The sequence below is a fragment of the Anaerocolumna sp. AGMB13020 genome, assembly GCF_033100115.1.
Lineage (GTDB): Bacteria > Bacillota > Clostridia > Lachnospirales > Lachnospiraceae > Anaerocolumna.
Genome location: NZ_CP136910.1, coordinates 4910689 through 4927890 on the forward strand (window position 1 = coordinate 4910689; position 17202 = coordinate 4927890).

Consider the following 17202-nt stretch of genomic DNA (forward strand, 5'->3'; position numbering starts at 1 on the left):
CTATGGCACAGATAGGAGTTATTATGAGTAATATCTATACCATAACCCAGGTAAATACCTATATAAAGAACCTCTTTATCAAAGACTATAACTTGAGCAATATTTATGTAAAAGGTGAAGTCTCCAATTGTAAATACCACAGCTCGGGACATATCTATTTTACTTTAAAGGATACGGGTGGACAAATGGCCTGTGTAATGTTTGCAGGACAGAGAGGCGGACTTGCCTTTACCTTAAAAGAAGGCCAGAGTGTTATAGTCTTAGGACAGGTAAGCGTCTATGAAAGAGACGGAAAATATCAGCTTTATGCGAAGGAAATAATCGAAGAAGGCCTGGGGCTCCTCTATCAAAAGTATGAACAATTAAAAGGAATGCTTGAGAAGGAAGGAATGTTTCTGGCAGAACATAAGAAACAGATTCCTGCTTATCCGAAAGCCATAGGAATCGTTACAGCCAAAACCGGAGCCGCCATACAGGATATCATAAACATAGCCGGGAGGCGTAATCCATATGTTCAGCTGTATCTCTATCCTGCGCAGGTTCAGGGAGAAGGAGCGGCAAGAACAATTGCAGCAGGTATTAAAGCACTGGAAAAGAAAGGTGTGGATACCATTATTGTCGGGCGCGGTGGTGGTTCCATTGAAGATTTATGGGCCTTTAATGAAGAAATTGTGGCAAGAGCCATCTATCAATGCAGTGTTCCTGTCATATCTGCTGTTGGTCATGAAACAGATGTAACGATTGCGGATTTTGTTTCGGATTTAAGAGCACCCACGCCTTCTGCGGCAGCTGAACTTGCTGTACCGGATTTGCGGGCTTTATTGTATGAAATGGATAAAATTAAGAGTGTTCTTAACAGGAGTATGGGGATGAAACTGTCTCTTTGCCGTAAAGAACTGGAAAGTCTTACTATCAGACTGGAACATTTAAGTCCCATATACCAGATCAGGCAGAAGCGGCAGCAGCTTATAGATAGTGAACAAACGCTTTTGCAGTTAATCAATCATAAAGTAACAGCCAGAAGACATATGATGGAGATTTATATAGAGAAATTAGAAGGATTATCACCCCTTAAGAAACTGAATAAAGGGTATTCCCTTGTTGTGAATAAGGATAACCGGATTGTAAACAGTATAAAGAAAACAACAGCAGGAGATGTATTGCGAATCAGCGTTACAGATGGAGACATTATCGCAGAAGTTTCTGAGTTAAATGAAGTGATGAGACCGGGTAATTGATAATCCTGTTACCTGTAAACTTATCATAGAAATTCAATCAGTTATTATACCTGCAATTATAAAATTTCAGGTGATGACTGTTTTCGTAACGAAAGTCTTACATACATTAGGGAGCAGGTGGCATTGCTTCCTTGGGAAGAGGAATGTGTGAATTTAGTATACCGCACGCAAAATTCTACCTGCAGCTTTCTGCCTGCAGGTTGTGAGAAAGGCATGGTTATTCATATGAAAGAAAAAGAAAACAATCTTGAACAGTCTTTTCTGGAACTGAATGATATTATTAAGAAACTGGAATCAGAGGATATCTCTCTTGAAGATTCCTTTTCTTTATATCAGGAAGGAATGAAATTACTTAAAAGCTGTAACGAATCCATAGACAGAGTAGAAAAGCAGCTTATCGTATTAAGCGACACCAAAGAAGAATAAAAGAAATGCATAAAAGGGCAGAAGTGGGAGGAAAGTATAGAGAATGGAAGTATTTAGCGGAATACGTCAGGAACATAAGGCATATATTGACCGGGTAATAAACTTATTTCTGCCCGAAGGCAATGAACCACAGAGAAAGATTTATGAGGCAATGAGTTATAGTGTGCTTGCCGGAGGGAAACGCTTAAGACCAATGTTAATGCTGGCAGCTTATAATATGTTTGAGGGCGAAGACAGAGAGATTGTAGAGCCTTTTATGACAGCCATTGAGCTGATACACACCTACTCCCTGGTACATGACGATCTGCCGGCAATGGACAATGACGAATACCGCAGGGGAAGGAAAACTACCCATGCTGTTTACGGGGAGGCCTTAGGAATACTTGCAGGAGATGCATTGCTCAATTATGCTTTTGAAACAGCCTGTAAAGCGTTTCAAAAAGGGAAACATTTAGAGAGAATAGCAAGAGCGGTGTCTGTACTTGGTAAGAAATCCGGAATATATGGCATGTTAGGCGGTCAGGTAGTTGATATGGAAGGTTTCTCAGAAAGACTGACCGGTGTAGAGAAAGAGGAGTTAAAGAGACGTCTTGACTATATGTACCAACTGAAAACCGGGGCATTACTGGAGGCTTCTCTGACGATAGGTGCTATATTAGCCGGAGCGACAGATGAGGAAATTGATAAGATGGAACACCTTGGAGGTATTATTGGCCTTGCGTTCCAAATTCAGGATGACATCCTGGATGTTACATCTACGACAGAAGTTCTTGGAAAACCGGTTCTCAGTGATGAGAAGAATAACAAATTAACCTATGTCAGTCTTCTGGGCATTGATAAAAGCCGTGAAGAAGTAGAAGCACTTACGAAAGAGGGGCTCCTGATTCTTAAAAACTTAAACTGGGACTCTGGATTTTTGGAGGAGTTGTTAGTAAGCCTCGTAAACAGGAAGTTTTAAATATAATGTTAAATATGAAAAGAAGGTGAAACAGTGGCAGGTGCGCTGGAGCTTATAAATGAAGCCAACGATATAAAGAAAATAAAGCCGTCGGATCACAATATACTGGCGGAGGAAATACGTGACTATTTAATTGAGAACATAAGTAAGACCGGGGGTCATCTGGCCTCCAATCTAGGAACCGTGGAATTAACCATGGCCCTTCACCTTTATCTGGATTTTCCGAAAGATAAGCTTATATGGGATGTAGGACATCAGGCATATACCCATAAGCTTTTAACCGGCAGAAAGAATGAATTTAAAAGCCTTCGGACCTTTGAAGGTTTAAGTGGTTTTCCGAAAAGAAAAGAAAGCTGTTGTGACAGTTTTGATACCGGACACAGCTCAACCTCCATTTCCGCTGCTATGGGATTAGTTCAGGCAAGGGATATTAAAGGCACCGACGAAAGAGTAGTGGCAGTAATTGGCGACGGAGCCTTATCCGGAGGTATGGCCTTTGAGGCCTTGAATAATGCTGCCGCTTTAAAATCGAATCTTACAATAATACTAAATGATAATAAGATGTCCATCTCTGAAAATGTAGGCGGGATGGCTAATTACCTTGGCAAATTACGTACAGGGGATAAATATATCAATTTAAAGCATAAAGTAGAAAAAGCGCTTAACAATGTTCCGGGTGTGGGACATATAATAGCGGATAAAGTGAGAAAATCCAAGGACTCCATCAAACGCCTGGTAATTCCGGGAATGCTGTTTGAAGATATGGGCCTTACTTATATAGGACCGATAGACGGACATAACCTGAGTGAGTTACAGATGGCCCTTTCCAGTGCCTCAAAAGCCAGGAAGGCGGTTATTGTTCATGTGGTTACACAAAAAGGAAGAGGATACAAGCCGGCTGAGAAGAATCCCAGCCAGTTCCACGGTGTGGAAGCTTTCGATGTCAAAACCGGTAAAAATCTAAAAGCTAAAAAAGGAGCTGCCTATACAGAAGTTTTTTCAGAGGCAGTTCTGGAACTTGGGGAGAAACATCAGGATCTGGTTGCAATTACAGCAGCTATGCCAAGCGGTACAGGTCTTAATCAGTTTAAAAAGAAATATCCTGACCGCTTCTTTGATGTCGGGATTGCAGAAGAGCATGCGGTTACCTTTGCAGCAGGCCTTGCTTCCGGTGGTATGAAGCCGGTAGTTGCCATCTATTCCACCTTTTTGCAAAGGGCTTACGACCAGATTGTGCATGATGTCTGTATAGGTTCTCTTCCAGTGATATTTGCTATAGACCGTGCCGGACTGGTGGGGAATGACGGAGAGACACATCAGGGAATATTTGACATTTCGTATTTAACGCATATTCCAAATCTAACCGTAATGGCTCCAAAAAACGGTAAAGAATTAAAGGATATGCTTGAATTTGCATATGACTTTAACGGCCCGATTGCCATACGTTATCCAAGAGGAAAAGCATATGAAGGCTTAATGGAATACAATGCACCGATTGTATTTGGTAAAAGTGAGATATTGTATAACAGTATTCAGGAAGATGAAAGCAGAGAAGCAAAAAATAAGCGTATATTAATTCTTGCGGCCGGAAGTATGGTGGAGACCGGAGATGAAGTATCAAAAACTCTGATGGAAGAAGGTTTGGAAATAACATTTGTAAATATACGTTTTCTTAAACCCTTTGATATGGATATGCTGCAGGGAATGTCTGTGAACCACGGCGCATGGGTAACCATGGAAGAAAATGTCCGAAGAGGCGGTTTGGGTGAAATGGTGGCTGGTTATTTGGTAGATCAGGAGTTAAGGGATATAAGACTATTGAATATATCTTTGCCGAACCAGTTTATTGAACAGGGAGATGTAGGTGTGCTGAAAGAGAAGCTTGAATTTGATGCAGCAGCTCTTGTAAAGCGTATCAGGAATTTTATTGATGAAATAAAGGATTTTGAGTAAAATACAAAACTGTATTGATTGTTATCCTAATTATCAGTTGAGACATTTAACACAGGTAGAACAGGTTGAAAAACGATTGTTTTATTAACTACGAATTCAGGAATATCAAATCCGAAATTTGATATTCACGAAAGGGGATAAAGTGAAAGAACGTTTAGACGTTTTATTAGTAAACAGGAATCTGGCGGAATCCAGGGAAAAGGCCAAAGCAATTATCATGGCGGGAAATGTATTTGTGGATGGGATAAGAGAAGATAAGGCAGGGTCTTCCTTTCCTGATACCGTAAATATCGAAGTAAGAGGAATGACACTTAAATATGTCAGCCGTGGCGGTCTAAAGCTTGAAAAAGCCATAGCTTCCTTCGGGCTACAGATGGAAGGAAAGGTATGTATGGATGTGGGCTCTTCTACCGGAGGGTTTACTGACTGTATGCTGCAGAATGGAGCAGTAAAGGTTTTTGCCGTAGACGTAGGTACCAATCAGCTGGCCTGGAAATTAAGGCAGGACGAAAGGGTTGTGTCTATGGAGAAGACGAACATCCGCCACGTCACTGCAGAAGATATTAAAGAGGAAATGGATTTTATCTCAATCGATGTAGCCTTTATATCTCTGACGCTGGTATTGGAACCTGTTAGAAATCTGCTGAAGTATAATGGAGAAGTAATGTGCCTTATTAAACCTCAGTTTGAAGCAGGACGTGAAAAGGTGGGGAAAAAAGGTGTTGTCAGAGAGCGGGAGGTTCACCGGGAAGTAATCATAAAAGTGATTGAATATGCAAAATCCATAGGATTTACAGTCCTTAATCTGGACTATTCTCCCATTAAGGGACCTGAGGGTAATATCGAGTATCTGCTCCATCTAAAAAAGGCTGAAAATGTAGTGACTTCCGAGGAAAATGAAGAACTCGGCCGGATAGATGAAATAGTAGAAAAGTCTCATAATACTTTAAACTTGTAAATAGACCGGCTTTATGTTACAATGTCGGTATCATTGTATAAATAACCACAGCAATGTAAGTACAGGAGCTTTCATGAATAAATTTTGTCTGATAACCAATCGAAACAAAGATGCGGATTTAGAGCTGACCAATGAGATTGTGAAATATATGACACTGCATCAGAAGGATTGTGTGTGTGTTGACAGGAAAGAGAACTGCGGTTATACAAGTAACAGCAGTAGCGGTAATAAGGGACAAACCTTTTCGGAAGAAATAGAGGAAGATGTTGATTGTATCATTGTATTAGGCGGAGATGGTACAATAATTCAGGCGGCAGATTCTGTATGCGGTTTAGGGATACCAATCCTGGGAATCAATCTTGGGACATTGGGATTTCTGGCTGAAATCGAAAAGCAGCAAATATGGACTGCCTTAGACAGCCTTTTTGAAGATAATTATTCAATTGAAGAAAGAATTATGCTTCATGGAAGCCTGATAGAAGGTGAAAATGTTGAAAGTCTTGGTATCGTACTTAATGATATTGTAATATCCAGAAGCAATTTTTCAAGAATTATTAACATAAGCATTTATGTAAATGGTGAATTGGCGGATAGTTACCGGGGGGATGGGGTTATAGTATCAACTCCCACCGGATCAACTGGTTATAGTCTCTCCTCCGGAGGGCCTGTGGTAAAACCTGATGCTGACATACTGGTAATAACCCCGATTTGTCCACATACCTTGGGAGCGAGGAGTATTATTGTCTCATCTGGTGATTCTGTCAGAATTCAGATTAATGAGAATAAGCAGCCCAATGAAGAAGGTGCAGTTGCTGTACTGGATGGCAGACCAGCGGGAGAGTTGAAGGCAGGAAGTAGCATTCATATAACAAAAGCCCATGAGAAAACAAGAATGGTAAAGATTAATCACGTAGAATTTTTTGAAGTTCTGAGAAAAAAAATCGGACAAGGCGGAGAAAAGGGATGAAAGTTGGCAGACAGAGCAAAATTATTGAGCTCATTAGTAAAAATGATATAGAAACACAAGAAGATTTAGCGGATCTGTTAACTCAGGCTGGCTATAACGTGACCCAGGCAACCATTTCACGTGACATCAGGGAGTTAAAGCTGACAAAAGTTGCTGTAGATGACGGAAGACAGAAATATATTGTATTGAATAACACAGAAACCGGAATGAGCGAAAAATATGTAAGAGTTTTAAGAGAAGGTTTTCTTTCCATGGATATGGCTCAGAATATAATCGTGATCAAGACGGTATCAGGAATGGCTATGGCGGTAGCAGCAGCTCTGGACGCGCTTCATATTCAGGGAATAATGGGATGTATCGCAGGTGATGATACTTTAATGTGTATTATTAAGACTACGGAAGAAACAATCGGGGTTATGGAGAAGCTAAATAAACTAATTAATTCGAAATCCTTGTAAATGAAAAACATCCATGGTAAAATAAATACAATTCAGTAACCTTGTCAGTCCGTAAAAGGGATTCATTTTTTACGGTCTTTTTTGGACTGACGGTATAAAAAAGGAGAAATACGTATGTCAGGACATTCCAAGTTTGCGAATATCAAGCATAAAAAAGAAAAAAATGATGCTGTTAAAGGTAAGATTTTTACGAAGTTAGGAAGAGAAATAGCAGTAGCAGTAAAAGAAGGCGGAGCAGATCCCAACTCAAACAACAAATTAAAAGATATTATTGCTAAAGCAAAATCCAATAATATGCCCAATGATACCATTGACAGAAGTATAAAGAAAGCAGCAGGAGATGCTAATTCCGTTAATTATGAATTCGTTACTTATGAAGGCTACGGTCCTAACGGAACGGCTATCATCGTTGAAGCTCTTACGGATAATAAGAACCGTACCGCTTCTAACGTAAGAAATGCATTTACAAAAGGAAATGGTAATGTTGGAACTCCTGGCTGTGTATCTTTTATGTTTGATAGAAGAGGACAGATTATTATTGATAAAGAAGAGTATGACAAAGAAGCAGATGATTTGATGATGCTGGCTCTTGATGCTGGTGCTTCAGATTTTAATGAAGAAGAAGACAGCTATGAGATTCTTTCAGACGAAGACAGCTTCAGTGCAGTAAGAGAAGCTCTTGAAAATGCCGGCATTCCTATGGCACAGGCAGAAGTAACTATGATTCCTCAGACCTGGGTTGAGCTTACCGATGATCAGGATATTAAAATGATGAATCGTACCCTTGATTTATTAGATGAAGATGACGATGTTCAGGAAGTTTATCATAACTGGGATGAGTAAATCTGGATAGTAAAACAAGATTAATAATAACCTCCGTATATCATCAATGATGATATTACAGGAGGTTTTTTTGCTTGGAGATTTAATAGTTCAGACTAATATTCTTTTCTCAATGAGCAGACCTGAATCGATTGAAGGATATTAGGATGGGAATACGGTTTGTAACTTTATAATCATAAATACTTAAAATTATCTCCTGTCTCCCCTGCTGCTGTGTTATGGTTTAAGCTTGTCGGATGCAAAAGACTGTTGAATTAATTTGAATTAATTTGTCGCATAAGATATAATTAATAATAAATGAAAAGATGAACCTTATATAAGGTGAAATTTTATCCCCTTTCCGGGTATAAATAACAGGGGTATTTTTTATAGTAGGAAGAGGCTATAAAATTCAGCTTATATATAACCCAAAAATATTATTATCACAGAGAGGACTTATGGAAAAATTATTTGAAAATCGTTACACAATGTCTAAGGACCGTTATATCAGCTGGGCTAAAAATCCAGTAAAGAAAAATAAGCTTAACTTGATATGGTATGTTCTGACTATTTTTATTGCCATAACGATGATTCAAGCAATCATCAGCGGAGATTATTTGATAATCCCCTTCTACCTGGTATTGATTGTCTATTGTATTTATCGTAGTGTATTCCAGACCAGAATGTTATTTATAAAGCAATATAAAGCCAATGCTGCCACACAAGGGAAAAGTGAATGGGAACGTATTATCAGAATGTCTGAGAGCATTAAGGTAGAAGATGGGAATATAAAAGCTCAGTACCAGTGGGAACAGGTGAAGGAATATTATGAGAGTAAGAATGATTTCATTATAGTTTTTAAGAACGGTTCTGGAATCAGGCTGGATGTGGAGGGATTCACACAGGGAACCTACAATGAGTTCCTGGTTTTTATTGATAGTAAATGCAAGTAAAATCTGTTTGAGTTATTTCGGATATAGGAATATATAACCATGCTCGTGAGCATGAATGACACAGGAATGACAAAAGATACCATTAAATTTAAATCAAATACAACTAAATGGAAGGTTGCATTTAACCGATATATTGTAAAAGAAAGTAGAATGGAGCAGCAAAACAGGGAGGACTTTAATGAATCAACAAAGTATGAAAAAAAAACGTAGGTGTATAGCCATAATATGCTGTTTGTTAATTGCTTTTACAGCAATTTTTCAACCAAATAGTACCACTAGTATCGAAGCTGCAACCGGCTATTATTTTACAGTAAATGGTACGGTGTTTGAATCCTACTCGAAATTACCGCTGACAACAGATACCAGTAATATACAGATAAGCGGTGCATCGGGAGTGGATATGTCGGATGCCAGTAATATACACTGGTTCGTAAATAATACGGATGTAACATCTGGAAATTCAGCGAATAATTCAAGTATAATTCATATAAAGGATATTAGTACAAACAAACTGCAGGCAAAACTTGAACGTGTGGGTCCAGGATATGCACAGGTAATGGTAACCTTTGAGAAGAACAACATAAACTACTCACTGTATCTTAACGTTGAAGTTGGTTTTGATATTGACCGCACGGATTTTATAAATGCTTTAAATTCCGGTAGTGCGGTACAAATTGATCGAAGTGTAATGTTATTTAAAGACTTAACTACTACGCAACAGATTAAATTAGTCTATTCACCGGTGGATAACGGTGTCAGCGGCTTGCAGTCTGATAATGCCAGCTTAAAATACAGTAGTTCAGACAAGAATGTTGCAGAAGTTGATTCTAAAGGAATCGTTAAGCCTGTGGGTGCAGGAGTTGCGATAATAACTGTCAGTACGAATAATGTTGCAGCGGATGTTTCCCAGTCGCCCATGAAAAAAACATTTAAAATAATTATAACTCCCAAAGCCGGAAAATTAACGGATTCAACACTGAGTACAAAGGTAGAGCAAATTACCGACCAATCCGTTACTTTTAAAACAAATGCAAAAGATCCTGCAAATTTGACGTGGAGAGTATATAAGAAATCAAGTACAGGTCTTAGCATTATTACACAAACAACAGGAGTTATTAATTATTATACAACTCCGGCAGCAGGTTCTACAGATTTTGGTACCCTCACTGTTGCAAATGCACAGGTAGGTGAGTACGTTTTTATGGGTTTTACGGATTCGATGTATATACCAAGTGATATCAGTCTTGACAATCAAGATTCTGTAGCGGTGCCTTATGTTAAAATCTATGTGGATTTCAGGCCGAAGGTACCTGCTTATTTAGTAATGAATGTAAATGATACCTATGACATGGCGAATGCTGCCGGTATTAAAGGAAATTCTGATTATACAATCACCAGCAGTAAGAATGACATTGCAGGTATAAGTAACGGAACCATATATGCAAAGAAAAGCGGTACCAGTGTAATAACTGTAAAAAACAACACTTCAGGATCATCTGAGATATATACTACAAATCTAACGGTAGTGGATGGAATATCTCTTAATATGACAGAAGCATATATCTATACTGCCGGTGAACTTCAGTTGCTGGCGACCACAACAACAGATCAGGCAAGTGTTGTGTGGACAAGCGTTCTAAATCCTGACCTTCCATTTTCCTCAAGCAACGACGGATCCAAGTATGCTACCGTTGAAAATGGGCTGGTAAAAGGTGTATCCAAAGGAAATGCTTATATTGTAGCGACTATTACCATAGGTGGCGTTGTTAAACAGGCATATTGTCTTGTTCATGTTGAAAATACAGTAACAAAATTAACGATAAATCCTGAAACTGTTATATTAGACAAAACCGGATTTAAGACCCTGAAAGCAGAATTTGATAACAATAGTACGAGAAGCATTCCCATAAAATGGACCAGTTCAAATCCTGAAATTGTTGAAATTGTTGAAAGCAGCTCTACATATGCAAACATTGCTGCAAAAGGTGTGGCTGGAACCGTTATTATAACTGCAATAAATACGGAAAATTATATAATCGGATATAGTAAAGTTACAGTAAAGGAAAGTGTGTCAAGTATAACCTTGTCCGCAACTTCCTTAAATCTCATGCAGTCGGCAAAAACATATCAGTTAAATGCAACGGTTAATCCTTCCACTGCCACAGAACAGGGAGTAACCTGGAAGTCTACCAATCCAAGTGTTGCAACAGTCAATGACAAGGGCTTAATTACATTAGTTGCTCCGGGAACAACTTCTATTATTGTAACATCTGTAGATAACCCTTCAGTAACGGCAGTCTGCAATCTGACAGTAGGTGTTTCTGCATCCGCTATTAAATTGGATGAGTCCAGCAAGGTAATGTATACGGGAGAGAAAACGAAGCTATCGTATATTATTACACCTACCAATGCAACCAACACAGCTGTTACCTGGAGTACTTCGGATTCAAGTGTCGTAAATGTGGACTCTAATGGAAATATTACAGCTGTAAAAGCAGGAACGGCAGTTATTATATTAAAAACCGCAGATGGTCTTTATATGTCCACCTGTACAATTACTGTAAAAGAAAAAGCGACAGGGCTGGCATTTGACGTAACAAGCCTGGAACTATATGTTGGCAAGACATATACCATAACAGTTACACCTACGCCGGCAACAGCAACAGACTATACCTTAACCTGGGCTTCTCTGGATGCTACAATCGCTTCCGTTAATGAGAAAGGTACCATAACAGCAAAAGCAGCCGGTAAGACAATGATTACGGCTACAACATCAACCGGTACGATTCTATATTGTAATGTTACGGTAAAAGCTGAGGCAACGGGGCTGCAATTGAACTATACGGAAAAAACCGTTGTAATCGGTGATTCCTTTGATTTGAAAGCAACCATTAAACCTAGTGCAGCGGCCAGCGAAGTTTCAGTAATCTGGGCGAGTTCCAAGACAAGTGTAGCTACTGTATCAAGCAGTGGTAGAATCAAAGGTATCAAAGGTGGTACTGCAGTTATAACGGCAAAGACCACTGATGGTAAATTTACAGCATTTTGTACCGTTACTGTAATTGAAAAGGTTACCAGTATTAAACTAAATAAAACCAGCTATAAACTTGGACTGAAAAAGAGTTATAACCTGGTAGCTACTGTAAAGACCAATGCGGCAACGAATCCAAAAGTTAGTTGGAAATCCAGTAATCCGAAAATTGTTACAGTTGATCAAAAGGGTAAGATTACCGGAAAAGCCATCGGTACTGCTACTATTACCGTAAAAGCACTTGATGGTAGCGGTGTTACCGCCACATCTTCAATACGGGTAGTAAGATCTGTTACTTCGGTAACCCTTAACAAAACCGCAGTAACAACTGTTGTAGGTAAAAGCTTTACTTTAAAAGCAACTGTTAAGCCTAGCAACTCAACATATAGGACAGTTACCTGGAAATCCAGTGATGAATCAGTAGCAATTGTGGATTCAGCCGGTAAGGTAACAGCATTAAAGGCAGGTAACGTAACAATTAAGGCATCCGCTAAAGATAGCAGCGGCAAATATGCAATCAGTTATGTTATTGTTCAACCGCGGGTACCGTCAAATAGCGTTACGATTATGAATCAAAATCTGACCATGGTAGTTGGTGAAACGGCTGTCTTGGAAAAAGCATTAAATCCTGCAACTTCAACGGATACTGTTAAATGGGCCAGTGATAATAAATCAGTAGCAGATGTTACAACTTCCGGTAAATTAACAGCTAAACGGCCTGGTATTGCCAATTTAACGGTTATGACAGAGTCAGGAAAAACTGCTACTACGAAAGTTACTGTTGTAGGATTAAATACAACAAATCTGGTATTGGAACAATATTCAGATTATACATTGTATGTACTTGGTATCAGTAGTAATGTCTCCTGGGATATTGTAAATTCTGATATTGCTGTTGTGACAAACGGAAAAGTAAGCACCAGAAGAACGGGTACCACAACAATTATAGCCAATGTTAACGGTAGAAGGTTGACGTGTAAGCTGACAGTAACAAAGATAAAGTAAGGAAGAATAAGTAATTTGTTTTGACCATCAGGTGCGGATTGAATATCCGTATCTGATGGCAATAATTGCTCCTAATGCATCTGCTATAGATTTTCTGATTTTTCTTCATATAAACCCATAACGATTTGCCCTGGTAGGATACAGTTATTCGAAAGTTAGTTAACATCATATATAAACACTAATATATATATAAACACTAACATATATATAATTGCAGATAGAAAATTGCAGATATTAATTGTAGATAATAAATTGTAGATATCAGATTCTGTATCTGTAGTTTGGATAAGCTTATCATTGCTGAGTAGATTATTCCTATTTGTTTCCTACCTGTTTTTTACTAGAATCTTATTGCAATTCTTTCTAAAAGCTTATTGCGATTCTTATAAAAATCCCATCAATTCTTACTAAAAGCTTATTGCAATTCTTATAAAAATTCCATCAATTCTTACTAAAATCCTATTCCAATTCTTATTAAAATCCTATTCCAATTCTTATAAAAATCCTATTGTGATTCTTACTAAAATTTTATTGTGATTCTTACTAAAATCTAATTGCAATTCTTACTAAAAAGTTCTTGCTAAAGATCTAATTGCAATATTTATCAAAGAACTTAATCCAGTACTTCCTGCACCTCATTCCGATTCATATTTTGCTGAATTAATTTCAGTTCATAAAATTAAGCGGATCTGAAACAAATTCCAGAGATCAAAATTAAAGCCCCAATTATTATTACAATTATTTAACCAACAACCAGGATAAATTGCTTGCGCAAAATTTTATGTTATGTTATTATGAGAAAAAGAACATATGTTTTGTATGGCGCAATCAAATAAATTACTATAAATATACTTACCTTTAGGAGGAGAAAGCTTGCTGCTCAATTTACATGTAAAGAATTTTGCAATTATTGATGAAGTGGATATAACCTTGAAGGATGGGCTAAATATACTTACAGGAGAAACTGGAGCTGGAAAGTCCATTATCATTGGCTCTATTAATGTATGTCTGGGAGGAAAGATCAGCAAAGACATTATCAGACGCGGTGCGGACTATGCTATGGTTGAACTTCTTTTCGAAACTGGCAGTAAGGCGGTGGAGAGCAGAATGAAAGAGCTTGATCTGCCTTTTGAAGACAGACAGATACTGATAACCCGTAAGATAACCAATGGGAAAAGTATCAGTAAAATTAACGGAGAGACAGTGACAAGCCAGAGCCTTAAAGAAATAGCTGCTTTACTGATAGATATCCATGGTCAGCATGAACATCAATCCTTACTCTACAAAGAGAATTATCTTGATATTATAGACCGCTATGCTAAAGAGGAAGTGTTCCGGCTGAAACAAAAGCTATCGAAGGAATATTTACAGTTGACTGAGTTGAAAAACAAGCTTTCAGAATTAATGATTGATGAGGATAAGCGACTTCGTGAAATATCTTATCTTGAATATGAGATAAAGGAAATAACGGAAGCCAGATTAAAGCAAGGAGAAGATGAACTATTAACAAGTGAATATAAGAAGCTTTCAAATGCCAGAATAATAGCAGAAGGAATTGGGCAGGTTTATGATTGTATGGGGTATCAATCAGCTGGGTCTGCAGGGGAAATGTTAGGACGAAGCGTCAAACAACTGTCGAAGCTGATTGAATATGATAAGGACCTGGAAGGAATTTATAATCAGATACTTGATGTGGAAGCACTTGTCAATGATTTTAATCGTAATCTATCGGAATATCAATCGGATTTAAATAACCAGGAAGAAGATTTTGCGGCAGTGGAAGAACGTTTAAATCTGATAAATCATTTGAAGGCAAAATATGGGAATTCGATTGCTGATATATTAAAGGTATTGGAAGAAGGCGAAATTAAGCTGGAACAGTATTATAATTATGAGGTAACACTGGAGGAGCTTAACCGGCAAATAGCCGAGCAGGAAAGAGAAGTACATAGCCTGTGCGTTAGATTATCAGAAATACGAAAGAAAAACGCAAAAGTCTTAGCAGCTGAGATTAAAAATGCTTTACTTGATCTGAATTTTCTTGATGTACAGTTTGCCATCGAACTGACCCGGAAAGATAATTACACAAAAGATGGCTTTGATGACGCAGAATACCTCATTTCTGTTAATCCGGGTGAAGAAATGAAGACTCTGTCAAAAGTTGCATCAGGAGGAGAATTATCGAGAATAATGCTTGCCATAAAATCAGTATTTGCTGATAAGGATGAGATAGATACCTTGATTTTTGATGAGATTGATACTGGTATTAGCGGAAGAACGGCACAAAAGGTATCTGAGAAATTATCAGAGATATCCTCCAGTCATCAGATAATATGTATCACCCATCTGGCGCAGATTGCATCCATGGCTGATAGTCATTTTATTATTGAAAAACAGACCGACGGACAGACCACAAGAACCGGCATACGACAATTAGAAGAGCAGCAATCCGTTGAGGAAATTGCCAGAATACTTGGTGGCGCTGAAATAACCAAAACAGTTCTAGACAGTGCAAAGGAAATGATTACACTTGCGAAAAAAAACAAAAAAAGATAGTTTGAAAATTTATTTACTACACATACTAACATAAGGCAGTTGTTTTAAGGATATACACTTTTTAGTGTATATCCTTTTTTATGTTAGGAATTTTGTCCTTTAATAGGACAACTAAACGTGCATATTCGTTTGATAGATATCTGTTTATATAAAATTTGAATAATTTACGCGAAAAAGCGTAGAGGGAGCTGAAATCATGCATAGAAGATCTGTTTATCGTAAAATCCTTATTCTGGTTTTGTGTATTAATATAATGGTGTTAGGTTATTTTACTTATCAGTATATTGACAACAGCATACCGGATTCTATCAAAATCCTGGTAGGTGAAGATGAAGAATTTAATTTTAAGTTACCGATGGAAGGCAGTGTAACGAACGGAGACGTAGATGTTCTGAGTGTAAATAATAAAACTGTGCCAAAAAGTCAGATTAAATTGAACTTTAGCCAGCCTTTTACTATCAAGTCCAGTGCTGCAGGCAGCTATAAAGTCAATCTGAAATTATTTGGATTTCTTAATTTCAAGGAAGTTACCATAGGTGTAATAGATCAAAAAGAAGTAATTCCCTGTGGGAACCCGATAGGTATTTATATTGAGACCGATGGTGTTATGGTACTTGGTACCGGTGTAATAAACGGTGCGGACGGTTTAAATTATGAACCTTCCCTGAATAAGCTAAAGACTGGCGATTATATAACGAAAATAAACAGCACAGTAATCCATAACAAAGAAGAATTAATTGAGGAAATACAGCATAGTGACGGAAAGGATGTAAAGATTACTTTACGTCGTGATGATAAACTTACAGAATACAAAGTTACGCCTGTTAAGACCCCGGATGGCGAGTATAAGATAGGAGCCTGGATAAGAGATAACACACAAGGCATCGGAACTCTTACCTTTATCACTCCGGATGGACAGTTTGGTGCTTTAGGGCATGGAATTACAGATATCGATACCAGTCTTCTGATGGAAATCGAGCGAGGTTATTTATATAATGCGGACATTATGACGATCATCAAAGGAAAGCAAGGTGTTCCGGGAGAACTGATCGGGCTGATCAAGCAAAATTCGGAAGATAAAATAGGCGATATCCTGAAAAATTCAAATCAAGGTATCTTTGGCAGAATAGGCACAGGATTCGTCAAAGCAAATTCCTATGATGCAATACCAGTGGGGTTAAAACAGGAGATAAAGCTTGGACCTGCAACCATATATTCCTGTGTGGAAAATGAAGTAAAAGAATATAAAATAAATATTGACAAAATAGATCTAAATAGTCAAAGCCCAAATAAAGGAATGGTAATAAGTATAACTGATAAAGCCCTGATAGACAAAACAGGTGGAATTGTCCAAGGCATGAGCGGCAGTCCAATCATACAGAATGGCAAGATAATAGGAGCAGTAACTCACGTCTTCATACAGGATTCAACCAAAGGTTACGGGACATTTATCGAAAATATGCTTAATAATTTGGAGGATAAATAAAATAAAGCTGCAATCGACCTATTGCAACTATAGCAATAAAATGCTACAGTATTTAACAATAGAAATTCTTAAAAAGAATTTTTATTATGTAAAAAGAAATATAATATTTCTTATATACACAAAACAAAAGCACCTATGTCGTAAATTGCGATAAGAAAGAATTGATAATATGGAAATATATGTATATAATATGGATATGTCAATAATTTACATTTCATTCTTCGCGTATTCTACGAATTGACTTGCTTCATCCGTAACGTAATATGTAAAAGGCTGTATATTTAAAGTTGAATACTTAAATCTATAGAAAAAGTCGAGATTTTGTTAAAAAATATGGAAAATATTGACTTGAAAGCCAATTAGAGTTATAATATGGTACGGATGAACTATT

12 protein-coding genes are annotated in these 17202 nt (G+C 37.8%); all 12 read left to right on the plus strand.

The window, feature by feature from the left end; translation table 11 throughout:
- Window positions 1–23 precede the first annotated feature (23 nt).
- The 12 genes from xseA (at window position 24) to spoIVB (ending at window position 16811) form a co-directional block, all read left to right on the plus strand.
- Complete coding sequence (gene xseA, locus R2R35_RS20700) at window positions 24–1238, plus strand: exodeoxyribonuclease VII large subunit (RefSeq protein WP_317734826.1); 1215 nt, start codon at window positions 24–26, stop codon at window positions 1236–1238.
- A 147-nt stretch (window positions 1239–1385) separates the two neighbouring features.
- The gene (gene xseB, locus R2R35_RS20705; RefSeq protein WP_317731748.1) at window positions 1386–1664 is read left to right on the plus strand and encodes an exodeoxyribonuclease VII small subunit; all 279 of its coding nucleotides are present in this window, start codon (window positions 1386–1388) and stop codon (window positions 1662–1664) included.
- Between the two features lie 43 nt (window positions 1665–1707).
- The gene (locus tag R2R35_RS20710) at window positions 1708–2622 is read left to right on the plus strand and encodes a polyprenyl synthetase family protein (protein ID WP_317731749.1); all 915 of its coding nucleotides are present in this window, start codon (window positions 1708–1710) and stop codon (window positions 2620–2622) included.
- Window positions 2623–2655: 33 nt separating this feature from the next.
- On the plus strand, window positions 2656–4575 hold the full coding sequence (gene dxs, locus R2R35_RS20715; RefSeq protein ID WP_317731751.1) for a 1-deoxy-D-xylulose-5-phosphate synthase: 1920 nt from the start codon (window positions 2656–2658) through the stop codon (window positions 4573–4575).
- Between the two features lie 142 nt (window positions 4576–4717).
- The gene (locus tag R2R35_RS20720; RefSeq protein ID WP_317731752.1) at window positions 4718–5533 is read left to right on the plus strand and encodes a TlyA family RNA methyltransferase; all 816 of its coding nucleotides are present in this window, start codon (window positions 4718–4720) and stop codon (window positions 5531–5533) included.
- Window positions 5534–5606: 73 nt separating this feature from the next.
- Complete coding sequence (locus R2R35_RS20725) at window positions 5607–6500, plus strand: NAD(+)/NADH kinase (protein WP_317731754.1); 894 nt, start codon at window positions 5607–5609, stop codon at window positions 6498–6500.
- The gene (argR, locus tag R2R35_RS20730) at window positions 6497–6958 is read left to right on the plus strand and encodes an arginine repressor (RefSeq protein WP_317731755.1); all 462 of its coding nucleotides are present in this window, start codon (window positions 6497–6499) and stop codon (window positions 6956–6958) included. The genes R2R35_RS20725 and argR overlap by 4 nt, the downstream gene beginning before the upstream one ends.
- Window positions 6959–7072: 114 nt before the next feature.
- A complete protein-coding gene (locus R2R35_RS20735) occupies window positions 7073–7801 on the plus strand; it encodes a YebC/PmpR family DNA-binding transcriptional regulator (protein ID WP_317731757.1) in 729 nt (242 codons plus the stop codon).
- 437 nt (window positions 7802–8238) lie between these two features.
- Window positions 8239–8733 carry a YcxB family protein gene (locus R2R35_RS20740; RefSeq protein ID WP_317731758.1) on the plus strand — a complete coding sequence of 165 codons (495 nt, stop codon included), beginning with the start codon at window positions 8239–8241 and terminating at the stop codon, window positions 8731–8733.
- Window positions 8734–8911: 178 nt separating this feature from the next.
- Window positions 8912–12769 (plus strand): Ig-like domain-containing protein, encoded by a 3858-nt coding sequence (locus R2R35_RS20745; protein ID WP_317731759.1) that lies wholly within the window; start codon window positions 8912–8914, stop codon window positions 12767–12769.
- A gap of 873 nt (window positions 12770–13642) precedes the next feature.
- A complete protein-coding gene (gene recN / locus R2R35_RS20750; protein WP_317731760.1) occupies window positions 13643–15325 on the plus strand; it encodes a DNA repair protein RecN in 1683 nt (560 codons plus the stop codon).
- 196 nt (window positions 15326–15521) lie between these two features.
- Entirely contained in the window at window positions 15522–16811 is a 1290-nt protein-coding gene (gene spoIVB, locus R2R35_RS20755) for a SpoIVB peptidase (RefSeq protein ID WP_317731762.1), read from the plus strand.
- The last annotated feature ends 391 nt before the right edge of the window (window positions 16812–17202 follow it).